Raw genomic sequence first — 16,525 nt, 5'->3', positions numbered from 1 at the left:
AATTGCCTTGCAGGCAAACATAAAAACGAAAAGGTTGTTATGAACTGGAAGAAGTGTTGCTGGTTATCGCTAACGGCTGTCGGCCTGTTAGCGGGAAGCGTGGTGAGCCAGGCTGAAGAAATAAAAAGTCCGTTACCGGTTTTTAAAGAAGGAACGCTGGCGAACGGATTGCGTTATACCCTCGTGCCGTTGGAAGGGCAGAAATCGCGGGTGGATATTCGCCTGATTGTCGATGTCGGTTCGATTGATGAGAAAGACAACGAATCCGGCGTGGCGCACATGGTGGAGCACATGGTGTTCCGCGCCAGCGACGCGTTTCCTCAAGGTGTGAGTACGGAACTGCACAAGCAGGGATGGGGACGCGGACAGAGCTATAACGCGGTGACCAACTACGAGCGCACCATGTACATGATGAGCCCGCCAAAAGGGAATCGCGATCTGGGGACGACGTTACAGGCGCTGAGCCAGATGACGGGGCATGCCAAATTGTCGCAAGCCGATCTCGACGATGAGCGCAAAATTATTCTGGAAGAGTGGCGTGGCAAGCTGGGCGTAGCGGAACGCATGAACCAGCAGCGTGTACAGGCGATTCGCCACGATTCCCGTTATCCTTCCCGCCCGACGATTGGCACGGAACAGTCGATTAATGAAACGCCGGCCAGCGTATTACAGGATTTCTATCAGCGTTGGTATCACCCGTCGAATATGCGTTTGATGATTATTGGTGATATCACGCCTGCCGATGCGGAACGTGAAATTCAACGCTATTTTTCACCGCTGCCTAATGTGACTGTGCCAGCTCGTGATTACTACGAGCCGTTACTGAAACCACAACTCAACGTTGCACGCTTGCAGGATAGCCAAAGCGGCAGCAGCCAGGTGTCGTTTGTCTATCGTTTCAATGATAAAGACACCTTTGGTCAACCCGAGCTGCGCCATCGCTTGCTGACGCAAATCACGATGTCTGCGCTCACGCGCCAGATTCGTCGACAGAAAACCGAATTGCCGCAAGATGCCAGTAGCCTGGTGGTGCGTAAATCGGATATCGGTAAAACCACCGCTGCGCTGGGCTTTTTTGCGAACGTGATGCCGGGTGGTCATGACGCCGCGATGTCTGCGGTATTGAAAGAAATTGAGCGGTTAAAACGCTATCCGTTAAACGAGCAGGACATCAAAGAGATCACGGCGGATATCCGTGAAGTGGCACAGCGTATGAGCACGTTCTCGGAGAAACGCGAATTTGAGGATTGGGTTCAGCAGTTGACCATCGTCTGGCAGCAGGATCGCCCTTATGTCGGCAGCCAGCAGCGCGGTAAAGAGGCGCTGGAAATACTGGGCACCATCACGCCAGAAGAGGTAAACCGCCACCTACAACGCTGGTTAGCCTCACCGGATACGCTGGCGCAGTTTAGCGTGCCGGGTGCGACGCCGTTCACGCTGCCTAAACCAGACGCGATTCGTAAGTTACAGGCGCAGTGGGCCGCGGCACCGCTGGCACCGTTGCAGGTAGAAAAAGAGAAAATCATCCCTGAACTTCCAGTGGTGACGCAAAGCGGAAAACGCACGGCAGTGAAGACGTTTGCGGCACAAAAAGTTGAGCAGTGGCAGTTGAGCAACGGTGACCGCGTGGTATGGCTGCGTGCGCCGGAAGCCGGTAAAAAAGTCTGGCTGACCGCCGTGAGTCAGGCTGGGTTTATGGCGACGTCAATGAACCCGTGGCAGGCGCAGTTGGCAAGCCAGTTGGTTGAGCAAAGTGGTCCCGCAACGTGGAGCGGAGAAGCGCTCGCTAACTGGAAAAAAGAGAAATCCCTGTCGATTATGGTTTCCCATGATGCCGATCAGTTGACGCTGAGTGGACAGGCTCCGATTAAGGAATTGGCGAATCTTTTTGGCCTATACCGCGAAATGAATGTCGCGCCGGGCATCGATCCTGATGTGATGAAAGAAAGCATGATGGGTCTGGCGCGTCAAAAAGCCAATGACGATCAATCGGTTTCAGGAAAACGGGCCAGTGATATCGCCAAATTACGTTTTGGCGGGCCAGCCTGGCAGCAGCCTGAAATTGAAGAACTGAAGCACGTTTCCGCGCCAGCTTTGCTGTCACAGTGGCATAAAGCGGCTTCTGCACCCGTGACGTACTATCTGATCGCAGATATGCCTGCTGCACAGCTGTTGCCAGCGGTTGAACGCTATCTCGCGACGATCCCGCGTCAGCCTGTCAGCGAAGTGAAATCATATCTGGCGCTGCCGGGTAAACGTGAGGCGACATCGGCTATCAGTATTGAACCGCGTGCCGATATCCGTACCTGGAGCTTCACACCGCATGCATGGACGCCGCAGGCGGCGGTGCAGGTGAGCGTTGCTCGTAATATCGCGAATAAATATCTCAAGACGAGCCTGCGTGATGATGCACTGGGCATTTACCGGATGCGTGTCGATAGTGAACTGGAAGATAAAAAACAGCGTATTGAGACCGAAGTGAGTTTCTCCAGCGCACCGGAACGCGCACAGGAGCTCTGGAAGCTGGCCGAGCAGGTCTTTGCTGAACTGCCGACCAAGATTACTCAGGAAGATGTGGACGACCAGAAAGCACAGTTCATCCGTGCTGAAAAAGGGCGTCAGGGCGATCTGATGACCATACAGCGCCGCCTGCTGCTGAGCTATCGCCACTATGACGATCCGCGTTATCTGAGCAGTGTTTCTACATTGGCGGACAGCATCACGCTGGACAGCGTTCGTGCGATGTCAGCGAAGTTGTATAACCCGGATAACCGTGTGCTTTACATCACCTTGCCGCAAGAGGTGAAAGAGTGAAGAAGGTCGTCGCTCAATTTGTCGATCTCTGCCGTCCCTTCTGGGGCGGCAAACGCAGCTGGCAGGCATGGCTGCTCTTGTTCATCGCCATCGCGATGGGCGGGATGATCGTCTATCTCAACGTGTTGTTAAACGAGTGGAGCAAAACGTTTTATGACGCGTTAGGGTCGTTCGACAGCAGTTTGCTGATGTCCCTGATGAAAGAATACGGCGTTTACATCCTGCTCTATATCGGGTCGATCGTGTATCAGGAGTGGTTTACCAAACTGCTGATTATCCGCTGGCGTACCGCGTTAACCGCCGAGCTGGTGGATAGCTGGCTGGCGAAGCGGGCATTTTATCGCATGTCAGTTGCGGGCAAGATTGATAACCCAGACCAGCGTATTGCCGAAGATATCAACCTGTTTGTCGACAAAGCCGTTAGTCTGGTCATCGAATTTTTGATCGTGACCGCGCGTTTGTTCTCTTTCGTCGTCATTCTGTGGGGATTATCGGGCGTTCAGCGCTTTACGCTGTTTGGCAAAGAGTGGGTAATCGAAGGTTATCTGGTCTGGATCGCTATTCTGTATACGCTGCTCGGCAGCCTGATTACGCATGTGGTCGGGAAGCGTCTGCATAATATTAATTATGAGAAGCAAAAGGCAGAGGCCGATTTCCGTGCGGCGCTGCTGCGTAAGCATGATAACGCCGAGCAAATTGCGCTGTACGGCGGCGAAGCGCAAGAGAAAAGCCATCTTCAGCGGCATTTCTCTGCCATCGTGTCGAACTGGGGGCGTTTTATGAATGCCGAGCGTAATCTGGGCTTCTTCACCACGGGCTATATGCGTGTAAGCCAGATTGTGCCGGTCTTTGCCGCTCTGCCTGCCTTCCTGAGTAAAACGGTAACGCTGGGCGGGTTGATGCAGATCCGCGGAGCGTTTGCGCAGGTACACGGTGCACTGAGCTGGTTTATCCATAAGTACAAAGAGTTCGTGATTCTTTCTGCCAGTATGGCGCGTCTCAGCCAGTTCAAGGACGAAATCAAACGTCACCAGTCTGAACAGGTCGATGCGCCGGTAGGACAGGATTTACGTATTGATCAGCTTTCTTTCACCACGCCGCAGGGTTCTCCGCTGTTGCAACATGTGGATCTGAGCTGCGAAGCAGGGAGCTGGAGTAAATTTTCTGGCCGCAGCGGGCTAGGGAAATCCACGCTGCTGCGTACGTTAAACGGCCTGTGGCCCTATTACGATGGTCGCTGGCAGGCACCGGAAGGGCGTAGTCTGCTGTTACCGCAGCAAAGCTATCTGGGGCAGGGGACGCTGGCAGAGATTCTCTGCTATCCACACCCGCCGTTGGCCGACAGCGAGATGCTGCGTCAGACGTTGGATAGCGTCGGGCTTGGCGCGTGGCGCGATCGTCTGGATGAGCAACTGAATTGGGATCGCGTCTTCTCCGGCGGGGAGCGGCAGCGTGTCGCCTTTGCCCGCGCGCTGATTGCCAAACCCGATACGCTTTATCTGGATGAAGCGACCAGCAATCTGGATCATGACGCCGCCAGGCAGCTTTTGGCGCTGGTCAAGATGGCGTTGCCTGCGTGTACCGTGGTGGCGATTACGCACCAGACGGAGCTGGACGATCTGTTCTCGCATCGTTATGACTTAACGGATTTTGCCTCACAGCGCAGTTGATGTTGCCCGCAGGCCTTCCGAGTGTCGGGAGGCCTGCGGTTCTGGTAGGTTTCTTTTCGTATGCCCTCTATAATCCCTCACAAGATTATCCCGTCTTTTACGGCACTTTTCGTCGCTTGCAGACTCCAACCCCCATCTTACCAGGGTGGCTGATGACGGAAGCCGCTCAATCTTGAGGAGTACATACCATGAATTTTCGCCCGCTGGGTTTATCGCTGGTGCTGGGTTTACCGCTGGTGCTGAGTGGATGCAGCACGCTTTCCCATTTCTCCTGGTCCAGCCTGTCACCGTTTAACTGGTTCGGCAGTTCGCTGGAAGTGAGCGATGCGGGTGTCGGTGGTATCAATGCCGGTACGCCACTGTCTGAAGGGGCGCTACAGAGCGCGCTGGATGGTGGTTATCAACTGCGTAGCGGAATGGGTACTTCCAACGGTCAACTGGTCGCGTTTTATCAGGCGCTGGATGGTAAAGACGTGAAGATGATCATCAGCGGCCAGCCGAAGGGCAGCGTACGCAAAGTTGAAGTCATGGATCCCGCGATTGGCAGCGCAGGCGGTGTGAAAATCGGTGATGCGTTTAACAATACCTACAGCAAAGCGTTTGAATCCTGCCAGTTAGGGCAAGGTGATGATGCGCAGAGCGTGGAATGTGCCGCCCCGCAGAGTACGCATATTAGCTATGTCTATTCCGGCGAATGGAGCGGCCCGGAAGGTCTGATGCCGCCGGACGATATCCTGAAGAACTGGAAAGTGAGCAAAATTGTGTGGCATGCGCAGGGGCGTAACACATCCGCTTTATAAAGGAGCGTCTCGTAAAGGCTGTAATTTGTCTTTACGCAAGGTAAACGTCAGGCGGCTTCCGGTATGATAACGGTGCTGTCTGGCACCAGCCAGAGCCGCCGTAAACAGTCGTAAACCATAACAACAAAAGAAAAAACTGACGCTTGAGGAAGCAGAAATGACACCAATTCAAAGCGGTATTTTATTGGAACACCGCCGTTTTGCCATCTTTATGGAAGCGATGATTCAGGGAGAGTTTGATGCTATCCGGCAGGGATGCAAAAAATTCTGTCAGACATTACAAGCGTTACAGCAGCAGTATCCCGATGCGGGATTAGGTGCGGTGCTGGCATTTGGCAACGATGTCTGGCGCGATCTGGACTGCAACCACGGCGCGGCGGAACTGAAATCTTTTACGCCGCTGGGCAACGGGCTCGCGCCTGCTACGCAGCGCGATCTGTTGATCCATATTCAATCGCTGCGCCATGATGTGAACTTCACGCTGGCTCAGGCGGCGCTGGCTGCGTTTGGTGGTGCGATCCGTATCGAAGAAGAGACGCACGGCTTCCGCTGGGTGGAAGATCGCGATTTAAGTGGTTTTGTCGATGGGACGGAAAACCCGCAGGGGGATGCCCGTCACGCTGTGGCGATTATCCCTGAAGGCCAGCCGGATGCAGGCGGTAGCTACGTGTTTACCCAACGTTGGGAACACAATCTGAAGCAGTTGCAGCGTTTTAGCGTGGAACAGCAGGAACAGATGATCGGGCGTACGAAGCAGGATAACGAAGAGTTGTCTTCCGATGAGCGCCCTGTGACATCACATCTCAGCCGCGTGGATTTAAAGGAAGACGGCAAAGGGCTGAAGATTCTGCGCCAGAGCCTGCCTTATGGCACCGCGAGCGGGAAAAACGGGCTCTATTTTGTCGCCTACTGTGCACGTCTGCATAACATTGAGCAGCAGTTGCTGAGCATGTTCGGCGATCGTGACGGTAAACGTGATGAGATGCTGCGCTTTACGCGTGCCGTCAGCGGCAGCTACTTCTTCGCGCCGTCTCTGGATCAGCTTTTATCGCTGTAAGATCCAACGCGTTTTCCTGATGCCTGCACCTGCGCAGGCATCCATTCTTACCAATTCTCTCCGTTCTCAACGTTTCACTTCCCATCAGGCTACTTTATCGCCCCTTTTCTTTACGTTTCTCTTGCCTCGGGGTTATGCCCTTTAGCGCTTAAAAACTCCGAAATGTTATATATAAAGGTTATATGTTGACCATCACTTCCCCCTACACTGAGTTGCGCTGACAAGTGCATTTTTTTCAAAAAATGGCTATGCAAACGATAGATCCCCCATAACAAAGCCTACCGAATAGGCGCTAACTCTGGCAGGACATAAGATGAATCAAGTACAGGTGAAAGGCTGGCTGGTGAAAGGTTCTCTGGCGCTGTCATTGCTGCTGGGTGGGCAGAGTGTTGTCTCTGCTACCGAGCTGCTGAACAGCTCTTATGATGTGTCGCGTGAGCTCTTTGTGGCGCTCAATCCCGGCTTTGAAAAACAGTGGTTGTCGCAGCACCCTAACGATCCGCTGACGATCAAACAATCGCATGCCGGTTCGTCTAAACAGGCGTTGGCTATTCTGCAAGGCCTGAAGGCTGATGTCGTGACCTATAATCAGGTGACCGACGTCCAGATCCTGCACGATCGTGGGCAACTGATCCCCGCCGATTGGCAAGCGCGTTTACCGAATAACAGCTCTCCGTTCTACTCCACCATGGCGTTTCTGGTTCGCAAAGGCAATCCTAAAGGGATCCACGACTGGAACGATCTGGTGCGTGATGACGTTAAACTGATTTTCCCGAATCCGAAAACGTCCGGCAATGCTCGTTATACCTACCTTGCGGCCTGGGGCGCGACCAGCAAAGCCAACGGCGGCGATGAGGCCAAAACTCGTGCGTGGATAACCCGTTTTCTGGCGAACGTTGCAGTCTTTGATACCGGCGGTCGCGGGGCAACCACCACGTTTGTGGAACGTCAGTTGGGTGATGTGCTGATCAGCTTTGAATCCGAGGTGAATAACATCCGTAATGAGTATGGTGCCGAGAACTACGAAGTGATCGTCCCGAAGGTCAACGTACTGGCGGAATTCCCCGTGGCGTGGATCGACAAGAATGTCGAGAAGAACGGCACCGAGCAGGCGGCAAAAGCCTATCTGAATTATCTGTATAGCCCGGAAGCGCAGAAAATTATCACGGATTTTTACTATCGCGTGAATAATCCTGAATTGACACAAACGCTGAAATCCCGCTTCCCGGAGACCACCTTATTCCGGGTGGAGGATCAGTTTGGAACGTGGCCACAGGTGATGAAAACCCACTTTGACACGGGTGGCGAACTGGATAAATTGCTGGCGGCTGGTCGTCAGTAATGGCTTTGGGGCCGGGTAACGTCTTTTCTGGTTCAGGTAAACGGGTGCTGCCGGGATTCGCATTGAGTCTGGGCAGCAGCCTGCTGTTCGTCTGTCTGATTCTGTTACTGCCCTTAAGTGCGCTGGTGATGCAGCTCTCGGAAATGAGTCTGGCGCAGTATTGGACGGTGATTTCCAATCCGCAGGTGGTAGCCGCTTACAAGGTGACGCTCTTGGCTGCGGGGCTGGCGACGGTATTTAATGCGGGATTTGGCCTGTTAATGGCGTGGATTTTGACGCGCTACCGCTTTCCCGGCCGGGCCTTGTTGGATGGATTGATGGATTTGCCCTTTGCGCTCCCCACGGCCGTAGCAGGGCTGACACTGGCCGCGCTCTTTTCAACGACCGGCTGGTACGGCGCATGGCTGGCAGAATACGGTATCAAGGTATCGTACACCTGGCTGGGGATTACGGTCGCGATGGCGTTCACCAGCATTCCCTTTGTGGTGCGGACCGTTCAGCCGGTGCTGGAAGAGTTGGGTCCGGAATACGAAGAGGCGGCGCAGACGTTGGGAGCAAATCGCTGGCAGTGTTTTCGCTATGTCATTTTACCGGAATTAACCCCGGCGCTCTTAACGGGCACCGCGATGTCGTTTGCCCGCAGTCTGGGCGAGTTTGGCGCGGTCATCTTTATTGCAGGGAATATTGCCTGGCAGACGGAGGTCGTGTCGCTGATGATTTTTATTCGCTTGCAGGAGTTTGATTTCCCTGCCGCGAGCGCGATTGCTTCCGTTGTGTTAGCGGCTTCCTTATTGATCCTGTTTGCTGTCAACGTGCTGCAAAGTCGTTTTGGTCAACGGACCCGGAGCGTGTAATGGCTGAGATTCCTACCGTGACGACTCGCCGTCAGGCTCATCCCGTTCAGCAGGGGCGCAATTGGGGGAGAGCAGCGCTAATTGCGCTGGGCGTGATATTATCGCTCATCATGCTGGTCATCCCTCTGGTGTCAATTTTTGCCGCGGCGCTGGCGCACGGGCTGGGGGGCGTCTGGCGTAACCTGAGCGATCCTGACATGCTGCATGCGATTGGTCTCACGCTGCTGGTGGTCGCGATTGTCGTACCGGTAAATCTGGTCTTTGGTACGCTGCTGGCCTGGCTGGTCACGCGCTTTCAGTTTCCGGGGCGGCAACTACTGCTCACGCTGATCGACATTCCTTTTGCCGTTTCGCCGGTGGTAGCGGGTTTATTGTATCTGCTTTTTTACAGCACCAACGGGCCTGTTGGCGGCTGGCTGGATGAACAGGGGCTACAGCTGATGTTTGCCTGGCCGGGCATTGCGCTGGTGACAATATTCGTGACCTGCCCGTTTATGGTCAGGGAGCTGGTTCCGGTGATGATGAGTCAGGGCAGTCAGGAAGAAGAGGCTGCCGTGCTGCTTGGTGCCTCGGGCTGGCAGGTGTTCTATCGGGTGACGTTACCGAATATTCGCTGGGCGCTGCTGTATGGCGTGGTTCTGACCAATGCTCGGGCGATTGGCGAGTTTGGCGCTGTATCCGTGGTGTCTGGCTCGATTCGTGGTGAAACCTATACGCTGCCATTGCAGGTCGAATTATTGCATCAGGATTATAACAGTGTCGGCGCGTTTACTGCGGCGGCGCTGTTAACCGTGATGGCGATACTGACGCTGTTTATCAAAAGCGCCTTGCAGTGGCGCGTGAAGCGGCAAATGAATAAACACTAACTTTACTCTTTTCTCTCACTCACGCCATACGCGTGAGGTTTTTTAGGACTCAACTTGTGACAACGCTTGAGCATTGTATTGGTAATACGCCACTGGTGAAATTGCAGCGCCTGACGCAGGGGTTGAAGAGCGAAATCTGGCTGAAGCTGGAGGGGAATAACCCCGCCGGATCGGTAAAAGATCGGGCGGCACTCTCCATGATCCAGCAGGCGGAGAATCGCGGCGACATCGCCCCCGGTGACAGACTGATCGAGGCGACCAGCGGGAATACCGGCATTGCACTGGCGATGATTGCGGCGGTAAAAGGCTACCGGCTACGCCTGCTGATGCCGGACAATATGAGCTATGAACGTCAGACTGCGATGCGCGCGTATGGCGCAGAGCTGGTGTTGGTTAATCGTAAGTTAGGGATGGAAGGGGCGCGGGATCGCGCAAAACAGATGGTGCTGGCGGGAGAGGGGAAAACGCTCGATCAGTTCAATAACCCGGACAATTCGCTGGCGCACTTTCTCACGACTGGCCCGGAGATCTGGCAGCAGACGGCGGGTAAGTTGACCCACTTTATCTCCAGTATGGGAACGACCGGCACGATTTCCGGCGTCAGTCGCTATCTGAAACAGCAGAATCCGGCAATCTGCACGGTAGGGCTACAGCCTGCGGAAGGCAGCCACATTCCCGGCATTCGCCGCTGGACGCCGGACTATATGCCGGGCATTTTCCGCGCCGATCTGGTCGATCGTATTCTGGATATGACACAGATCGACGCCGAGAATACGCTGCGGCAGTTGGCGCGTCAGGAAGGTATCTTCTGTGGCGTCAGTTCCGGCGGAGCGGTGGCGGGCGCGCTGCGGATTGCAGTGGAAAACCCCGGCAGCGTGATTGTGGCGATTGCCTGCGATCGCGGCGATCGGTATCTGTCCACCGGGGTCTTTGACTGATGACTATTCCCGCTCCAGCGCGTGAATCGGTTCCATCCGCGCCGCACGTCGGGCGGGGAAGAAGCCGAAGATAATGCCGATCAGGCTGGAGCACAGGAATGCGGCAATAATCGAGGAACTGGAATAGATCATCGCGAAATTGCTGCTGAATTGTGCGAACAGTACACCGATAGCCAGCGACAGCCCCACGCCGATGATGCCGCCGAACAGGCAGACCAGTACGGCTTCGATTAGAAACTGCTGCATGATATCTCTGGTGCGCGCGCCGACCGCCATACGGACGCCGATCTCTCGGGTTCGTTCGGTGACGGACACCAGCATGATGTTCATCACACCGATACCGCCGACCAGCAGCGAGATCAGCGCGATCATCGACACCAGCAGCGTGAGTGTAGTGGTGGTTTTCTCGATCATCTGACGGATGCTGTCCGTGTTCATGATAAAGAAGTCTTTCGTACCGTGCCGCTGCGTCAGTAGTGCAGTGATGCTTTTCTCGGCGACGTTCATATCAATATTGTCTTTTACCCGCACCGTGATGCTTTTCAGGTAGGACTGCCCAACCATGCGCTTCATCACCGTGGTGTACGGCACCCAGACATTCAGATTTTCATCGCTGCCGAAGCCGCCCTGATTCTTGCTGACGACGCCGATAATCCGGACGGGCAGCGAGCCCAATAGAATGACTTGCCCAATCGGATCCTCGCCGTGGGGAAAGAGCTTGTTAAGCGTATTTTTGTCAATCACCGCGTCCTGTGCCAGTTCATCGACGCTGCTGCGAGGGAAAAGCACACCGCGTTGCAGGGTGTAGCCACGTACGGTAAAGAACTGCTCGCCAACCCCGGAAACGCTGGCGGAAACGGCAATGTTGCCATAGCGCATCGTTACGCTGGTGGAAATAGAAGGCGTGACGCTATGCACGTAGGGCTGCTGTGTGAGCGGTTGAATATCGCTGGCCCGCAGCGTCTGGATGGCGCTGGCATCCATGTCGCCGAAATCTTTGCCGGGGAAAATTTCCAACGTGCTGGTGCCCATCGAGTTGATATCGGCCAGCACTTGTTCCTGTGAGCCTTTTCCCAGTGCGACCACCGAGACGACGGAGGCGATGCCGATGATAATGCCGAGCATGGTCAAAAAGGTGCGCATCCGCTGGGCATTCATCGCCAGCAGCGCCATTTTAAACGCGTCAATAAAGCGGTCTTTGAACTGATTAAGTGCGGAAGTTGCCGGAGAGCTTGCGGCTTCAGATAACGGCGCTGTGGCCTCTTCGGGACGCGTTTGTCGATCGGCAATCACTTCGCCATCGCGCAGTTCGATGATGCGCTGAGCGTGTTCGGCAATCGTCATATCGTGGGTGACGATCACGACCGTATTGCCCTGTTTGTGCAGGTCGCGGAGTATGCTCAGGACTTCGTTGCCGCTGTGGGTGTCCAACGCACCGGTTGGTTCATCCGCCAGAATAATGCCACCGCCGTTCATCAGCGCACGGGCGATACTCACGCGCTGCTGCTGACCGCCGGAAAGCTGGCTGGGACGATAGTGGAGGCGATGTTCCAGTCCCAGACGGGTTAACAGCTCCGCTGCCCGCTGACGACGTGCCAGCCGGCTTTTACCGGCATAAATGGCCGGTACTTCGACATTCCCCAGCGCGCTGAGGTCACCCAGCAGATGATAGCGCTGGAAAATAAAACCGAAATGCTCGCGACGCAGTTCCGCTAACTGGTCGTTATCCAGCTCACCAACGGCACGCCCCGCCACCTGATAATCACCGGAGGACGGTTTATCCAGACAGCCGAGAATATTCATCAGCGTGGATTTTCCCGAGCCGGACGCGCCGACAATGGCCACCATTTCTCCCTGATTGATCGTCAGGTTGATGTCCTTAAGGACGGTAACGTCCTGCTCGCCGTTGGAAAAGCGGCGGGTAATGCCGGTCAGCTTAAGTAAGGATGTGGACATGCGTTACATCCCCATCGGTGGGCCGGGATGCGTGGACGCGACATCACCGGACGATGGGCTGACAACCACCTGCTCCCCCACGCTGAGCCCTGAACGGATCTGGGTGCGCACGTTATCATTGAGGCCGAGCGTGACCAGCCGCAATTCGATCTTCTTGTTCGCATTCATGACCTGCACGTACCACATGCCATTACGCGAGGTTAATGCCGTCGCTGGGACGACAATGGCATTTTTCACCGACGACAGCAGGATATACACCTGTGCCGTCATGGAAATGCGCAATACGCCGTCAGGGTTCTTCACATCAAACAGGCCGTTGTAATAGATCGCGGTGCTGGATGATGAACTGGTGCTGCTGCTGGAACTGGATGACGTCGTAGTTGAATCCGTATTGATGGAATCCGGCGCGGGTTCAATCGAGCTCAGCGTGGCTTCGTAACGCTTATTCGGTTCGCCCAGAATACTGAACCATACGGGCATGCCGGTTTTCACCTTGACGACGTCGGCTTCTGAAATCTTCACCTTGATGGTCATGGTGTCCAGATTGGCGACTTTGGCAATGGTCGGCGTGGTCTGGATGGCGTTGACCGTTTGGCCCGCTTCAACCGGAATCGCCACCACGGTGCCGTCCATCGGTGAACGAATCTGGGTATATCCGAGGTTAACCTTGGCGGTGTTGACGGTAATCTGTGCCTGAACGATCTGGGCGTCCAGCGCGTCAATATTGGCTCGGGTGGCATCGAGCGTGGCTTTCGCGCTATCGTAGTCGGCCTGAGCGCCAACGCCGCGTTTCATCAACATTTGCTGGCGCTGCCAGCTCAATTCGTTGTTACGCAATTCCGCCAGTTTGGCGGTTCGCTGAGCCTGAATGTTTTTTAGCGCCGCTTCGCCATTTCTTAACGTGTCCTGTTGGGTGAGGTCATCAATCTCGGCGATCAATTGCCCTTTTGTGACCTTATCGCCGAGTTCGACGTGCAGCGCTTTGATTTGTCCCGAGGCTTGAGCACCGACGCTGACCTGCTTCTGCGCTTCAATTTTGCCGTCAGCAAGTACCGTCTGTTCAAGATCCGCAATTTCTGCGGCGGTGGTCTGCGCGTTTGGCGTAGGCGCGGGCTTGTTGAAAAACAAGTGAATAAGCACGGCAGCGGCGATAATGCCAAGCGCTATCGTCGTACGGCGTCGTGTAAAAAATCGTGATTGCATCAGGGGGAGTCGTCCTTAATGAATGCATCTGTACCCGTCATACTTCAAGTTGCATGTGCGTTGGCTGCGCTTAGTCACCCGAATCACTTACCTGAGTAAGCTCATCGGGATTCCCTCGCTTGCCGCCTGCCTGAAACTCGAATTATTTAGGGTATCAACGGAAGTAAATAACGCAGGTGAGTAATTTACCCCGAGTCCGTAAAGGTAGCGGTAATCTTTGCTGAAAGAAATGGTAAGGATTAAGTAAATCTGGCTGCGAATATTCACGCCAGGCCTGAGAATACAGCATCTATACCCATCATACTTCAAGCTGCTTGTGCGTTTCCTTCCCGCAACTCGAATACGTAGGGTATACCCGATTAATGAGGACAGGATATGAATATTTTACTGGTCGATGACGACGTAGAGCTGGGCGATATGCTCTGTGAGTATTTGAATGCAGAAGGGTTTTCGACCTCGCGGGTACTGACGGGCAAAGAAGGCGTTGATGGTGCGATGTCGGGAGATTACACCGCGATGATTTTGGATGTCATGCTGCCGGATATGAGCGGGATTGACGTGCTGCGTCAGATCAGAAAAACCCAACAGCTTCCCGTGATTATGCTGACGGCGAGAGGCGACAACATCGACAGAGTCATCGGTCTGGAAATGGGCGCCGATGACTATATGCCTAAACCGTGCTACCCACGTGAACTGGTGGCAAGGCTGCGGGCGGTGCTACGTCGCTATGACGATCAGCCCAGTACAAAGCGGGATGAAAGCGTGGCGGCCAGTGGCGATCTGGTATTGAATCCCGCGACGCGCATCAGCGAATGGCGTGGGCAGCCGTTTGATCTGACGGCGTCTGAATTTAATTTGCTTGAATTGCTGTTACGTTCCCCCGAACGGGTGGTGTCAAAAGATGAACTGTCCGAAAAATGTCTGGGGCGTCGTCGTGAAGCCTATGACCGCAGCGTGGACGTGCACATCAGCAATATTCGTCAGAAGCTCGGCGCATTGCCGGGCAATACGATGACGATTGAAACCGTGCGCAGCGTGGGATACCGGATTCGCTGATGATGATTCGTGGAAGGCTTTTCTGGAAGATACTGCTCGGTTTCTGGCTGACGTTCCTTGTCATGTCTCAGTTGCTGTGGCTGGCTTTTTCGTTTTACGGCGAGCGCCATAAGCCGCTGGAAGAGATCGTGGTGTCCCGCATTGCGACGATGCAAACAGAGATGGTGGCGGCGGCGCTGCAACATGGCGGTTTGGGTGAGCTGAACGATGTGATGTCGCTGCTGCCGCAAGAAGAGCAGAAATATATTTCCGTCACGGAATCGCCGTTGCCGCTGTCGGAGCAGGAATTGAATTCCGCCCCGCAGAATGCGATGTCTGGCGATGATTTTGCACCGGGTCGGCGTAACGAACCGCGTGCTTCGCATATCATCAAGCAGGTCAGCGGGCCTGCCGGAAAGTGGTACCAGATACGTTATGACGCCGAACTGCTGCGCAGTGAATTCCGTCCTCCTCGTCCGGTCGAGTTTCTTAACGTACCCGTGCCGTTTGTGATCATCGCGGGGTTTGGCGGCTTGTTGTTCAGTTCGGTACTGGCATGGAGTCTGGCACGCCCGCTAAACCAGATCCGCGCGGGGTTTGATCAGGTTGCGCAGGGCGATCTGAACGTACGCCTGCTGCCGGTGATGCAGAGGCGTCATGATGAAATCAGCGATGTGGCGCGTGATTTCGATTCCATGGTCGAGCGGTTGGACAGTCTGGCCAGCGCGCGTGAACAGTTGCTGCATGATGTCTCGCACGAGCTGCGCTCCCCGTTGGCGCGTTTACAGCTCGCTATCGGGTTGATAAGGCAAAACCCAGACAATGTCGAAAACTCCTTACAACGTATTGAGCGCGAAGCGCTGCTGATGGATAAGATGATTGGCGAGCTGTTGACGCTGTCGCGCACGGAGCATTCTGGCATTGAGGAAGCCTATTTCGATTTACTGGGACTGGTGACGGCCGTCGTCAACGATGCGCGCTATGAAGCGCAGGTCACCGGCGTCGAAATCCTACTTGCGGCGGATGAAGACGAGGACTATACGATTAAAGGCAACGCGGAGCTGATGCGTAGGGCGGTCGATAACGTGATGCGCAACGCGCTCCGTTTTTCAGCGCCCGAACAGCAGGTTTCCGTATCGCTTATTGGCAACGAGCATGAGTGGACGATTCTGGTCGCCGATCAGGGGCCCGGCGTGGAGAAAAGTAAGCTCTCCAGCATCTTCGATCCTTTTATTCGTGTGGATTCGCCGCTGTCTGGCAAGGGCTATGGGCTGGGACTGGCGATTACCCGCAAAGTGGTACTGGCGCACGGTGGGCATATTGAGGCGGACAACGGCGAACAGCGTGGATTAGTGATTCGCCTGTGCGTGCCGCGCTGGAAAGCCTGAAACGAAAACGGCACCATCCGGGTGCCGTTTCGTGCAAACGTAGTAGACCATCCGTAGAAGGGCGGTTTACTTTTTGATACGGATAACCGGCGTTTCGCCGACCACGACCGTACCACTCAGTTTGGTCAATTCCTTGATTTCATCCATGTTGGAAATAACCACTGGTGTCAGAGTAGACTTCGCTTTTTCTTCCAGCAGAGCCAGGTCAAACTCGATAACGAGATCGCCTTTCTTCACGCGCTGGCCTTCTTCGGCGATGCGCTTGAAGCCTTCGCCTTTCAATTCAACGGTATCAATACCAAAGTGCACAAACAGCTCAATGCCGCTGTCAGACTCGATGGAAAACGCATGGTTGGTTTCAAAAATCTTACCGATGGTGCCGTCTACCGGTGCGACAATCTTGTTGCCAGTTGGCTTGATGGCAATACCGTCACCGACGATTTTCTCTGCGAATACGACATCAGGAACATCTTCAATATTGACGATTTCACCGGACAGCGGGGCAATGATTTCGATGCTGCCAGTGTCTTTTTTGTCGTCAGAAACCAGAGATTTCAATTTATCGAACAAACCCATGATTCTCTCCTAAGCATTAATATTGG

13 protein-coding genes are annotated in these 16,525 nt (G+C 54.6%); 10 read left to right on the top strand and 3 right to left on the bottom strand.

Annotation, left to right across the window (positions count from 1 at the left end; all coding sequences use genetic code 11):
* Positions 1–39 precede the first annotated feature (39 nt).
* The 8 genes from WCT94_RS01335 (at position 40) to cysM (ending at position 10,341) form a co-directional block, all read left to right on the top strand.
* Positions 40–2,814, top strand: coding sequence for a M16 family metallopeptidase (locus tag WCT94_RS01335; protein ID WP_336867462.1), 2,775 nt, complete (start codon positions 40–42; stop codon positions 2,812–2,814).
* Entirely contained in the window at positions 2,811–4,484 is a 1,674-nt protein-coding gene (locus WCT94_RS01330; protein WP_336867461.1) for an ABC transporter ATP-binding protein/permease, read from the top strand. Before WCT94_RS01335 ends, WCT94_RS01330 begins: the two co-directional genes overlap by 4 nt.
* Positions 4,485–4,672: 188 nt before the next feature.
* The gene (locus WCT94_RS01325) at positions 4,673–5,284 is read left to right on the top strand and encodes an RpoE-regulated lipoprotein (RefSeq protein WP_336867459.1); all 612 of its coding nucleotides are present in this window, start codon (positions 4,673–4,675) and stop codon (positions 5,282–5,284) included.
* Positions 5,285–5,441: 157 nt separating this feature from the next.
* On the top strand, positions 5,442–6,341 hold the full coding sequence (locus tag WCT94_RS01320) for a Dyp-type peroxidase (RefSeq protein WP_336867457.1): 900 nt from the start codon (positions 5,442–5,444) through the stop codon (positions 6,339–6,341).
* 313 nt (positions 6,342–6,654) lie between these two features.
* Positions 6,655–7,683 carry a sulfate ABC transporter substrate-binding protein gene (locus tag WCT94_RS01315; RefSeq protein WP_336867455.1) on the top strand — a complete coding sequence of 343 codons (1,029 nt, stop codon included), beginning with the start codon at positions 6,655–6,657 and terminating at the stop codon, positions 7,681–7,683.
* On the top strand, positions 7,683–8,537 hold the full coding sequence (gene cysT / locus WCT94_RS01310; RefSeq protein WP_336867453.1) for a sulfate/thiosulfate ABC transporter permease CysT: 855 nt from the start codon (positions 7,683–7,685) through the stop codon (positions 8,535–8,537). Before WCT94_RS01315 ends, cysT begins: the two co-directional genes overlap by 1 nt.
* Positions 8,537–9,403, top strand: a complete 867-nt coding sequence (gene cysW, locus WCT94_RS01305) for a sulfate/thiosulfate ABC transporter permease CysW (protein WP_336867452.1) — start codon at positions 8,537–8,539, stop codon at positions 9,401–9,403. Before cysT ends, cysW begins: the two co-directional genes overlap by 1 nt.
* Before the next feature lie 56 nt (positions 9,404–9,459).
* The gene (cysM, locus tag WCT94_RS01300) at positions 9,460–10,341 is read left to right on the top strand and encodes a cysteine synthase CysM (RefSeq protein ID WP_336867451.1); all 882 of its coding nucleotides are present in this window, start codon (positions 9,460–9,462) and stop codon (positions 10,339–10,341) included.
* A gap of 3 nt (positions 10,342–10,344) precedes the next feature.
* Here the strand turns inward: cysM and WCT94_RS01295 are convergent, their stop codons facing one another.
* Both WCT94_RS01295 and WCT94_RS01290 read right to left on the bottom strand, forming a co-directional pair.
* Complete coding sequence (locus WCT94_RS01295; RefSeq protein WP_336867450.1) at positions 10,345–12,297, bottom strand: MacB family efflux pump subunit; 1,953 nt, start codon at positions 12,295–12,297, stop codon at positions 10,345–10,347.
* Between the two features lie 3 nt (positions 12,298–12,300).
* Positions 12,301–13,500 carry an efflux RND transporter periplasmic adaptor subunit gene (locus WCT94_RS01290; protein ID WP_336867448.1) on the bottom strand — a complete coding sequence of 400 codons (1,200 nt, stop codon included), beginning with the start codon at positions 13,498–13,500 and terminating at the stop codon, positions 12,301–12,303.
* A gap of 375 nt (positions 13,501–13,875) precedes the next feature.
* Here WCT94_RS01290 and WCT94_RS01285 point away from each other — a divergent pair, with 375 nt between their 5' ends.
* Positions 13,876–14,556 (top strand): response regulator transcription factor, encoded by a 681-nt coding sequence (locus tag WCT94_RS01285; protein ID WP_336867446.1) that lies wholly within the window; start codon positions 13,876–13,878, stop codon positions 14,554–14,556.
* Complete coding sequence (locus tag WCT94_RS01280; RefSeq protein WP_336867445.1) at positions 14,556–15,923, top strand: ATP-binding protein; 1,368 nt, start codon at positions 14,556–14,558, stop codon at positions 15,921–15,923. The genes WCT94_RS01285 and WCT94_RS01280 overlap by 1 nt, the downstream gene beginning before the upstream one ends.
* Positions 15,924–15,989: 66 nt before the next feature.
* On the opposite strand, the gene crr is transcribed toward WCT94_RS01280, so the two are convergent.
* On the bottom strand, positions 15,990–16,499 hold the full coding sequence (crr, locus tag WCT94_RS01275; RefSeq protein ID WP_010284368.1) for a PTS glucose transporter subunit IIA: 510 nt from the start codon (positions 16,497–16,499) through the stop codon (positions 15,990–15,992).
* Positions 16,500–16,525 lie beyond the last annotated feature (26 nt).

The organism is Pectobacterium sp. 1950-15 (assembly GCF_037136835.1).
GTDB lineage: Bacteria > Pseudomonadota > Gammaproteobacteria > Enterobacterales > Enterobacteriaceae > Pectobacterium.
Note: the sequence above shows the minus strand (reverse complement) of the source record. Positions and strands in the feature narration are given on the sequence as shown.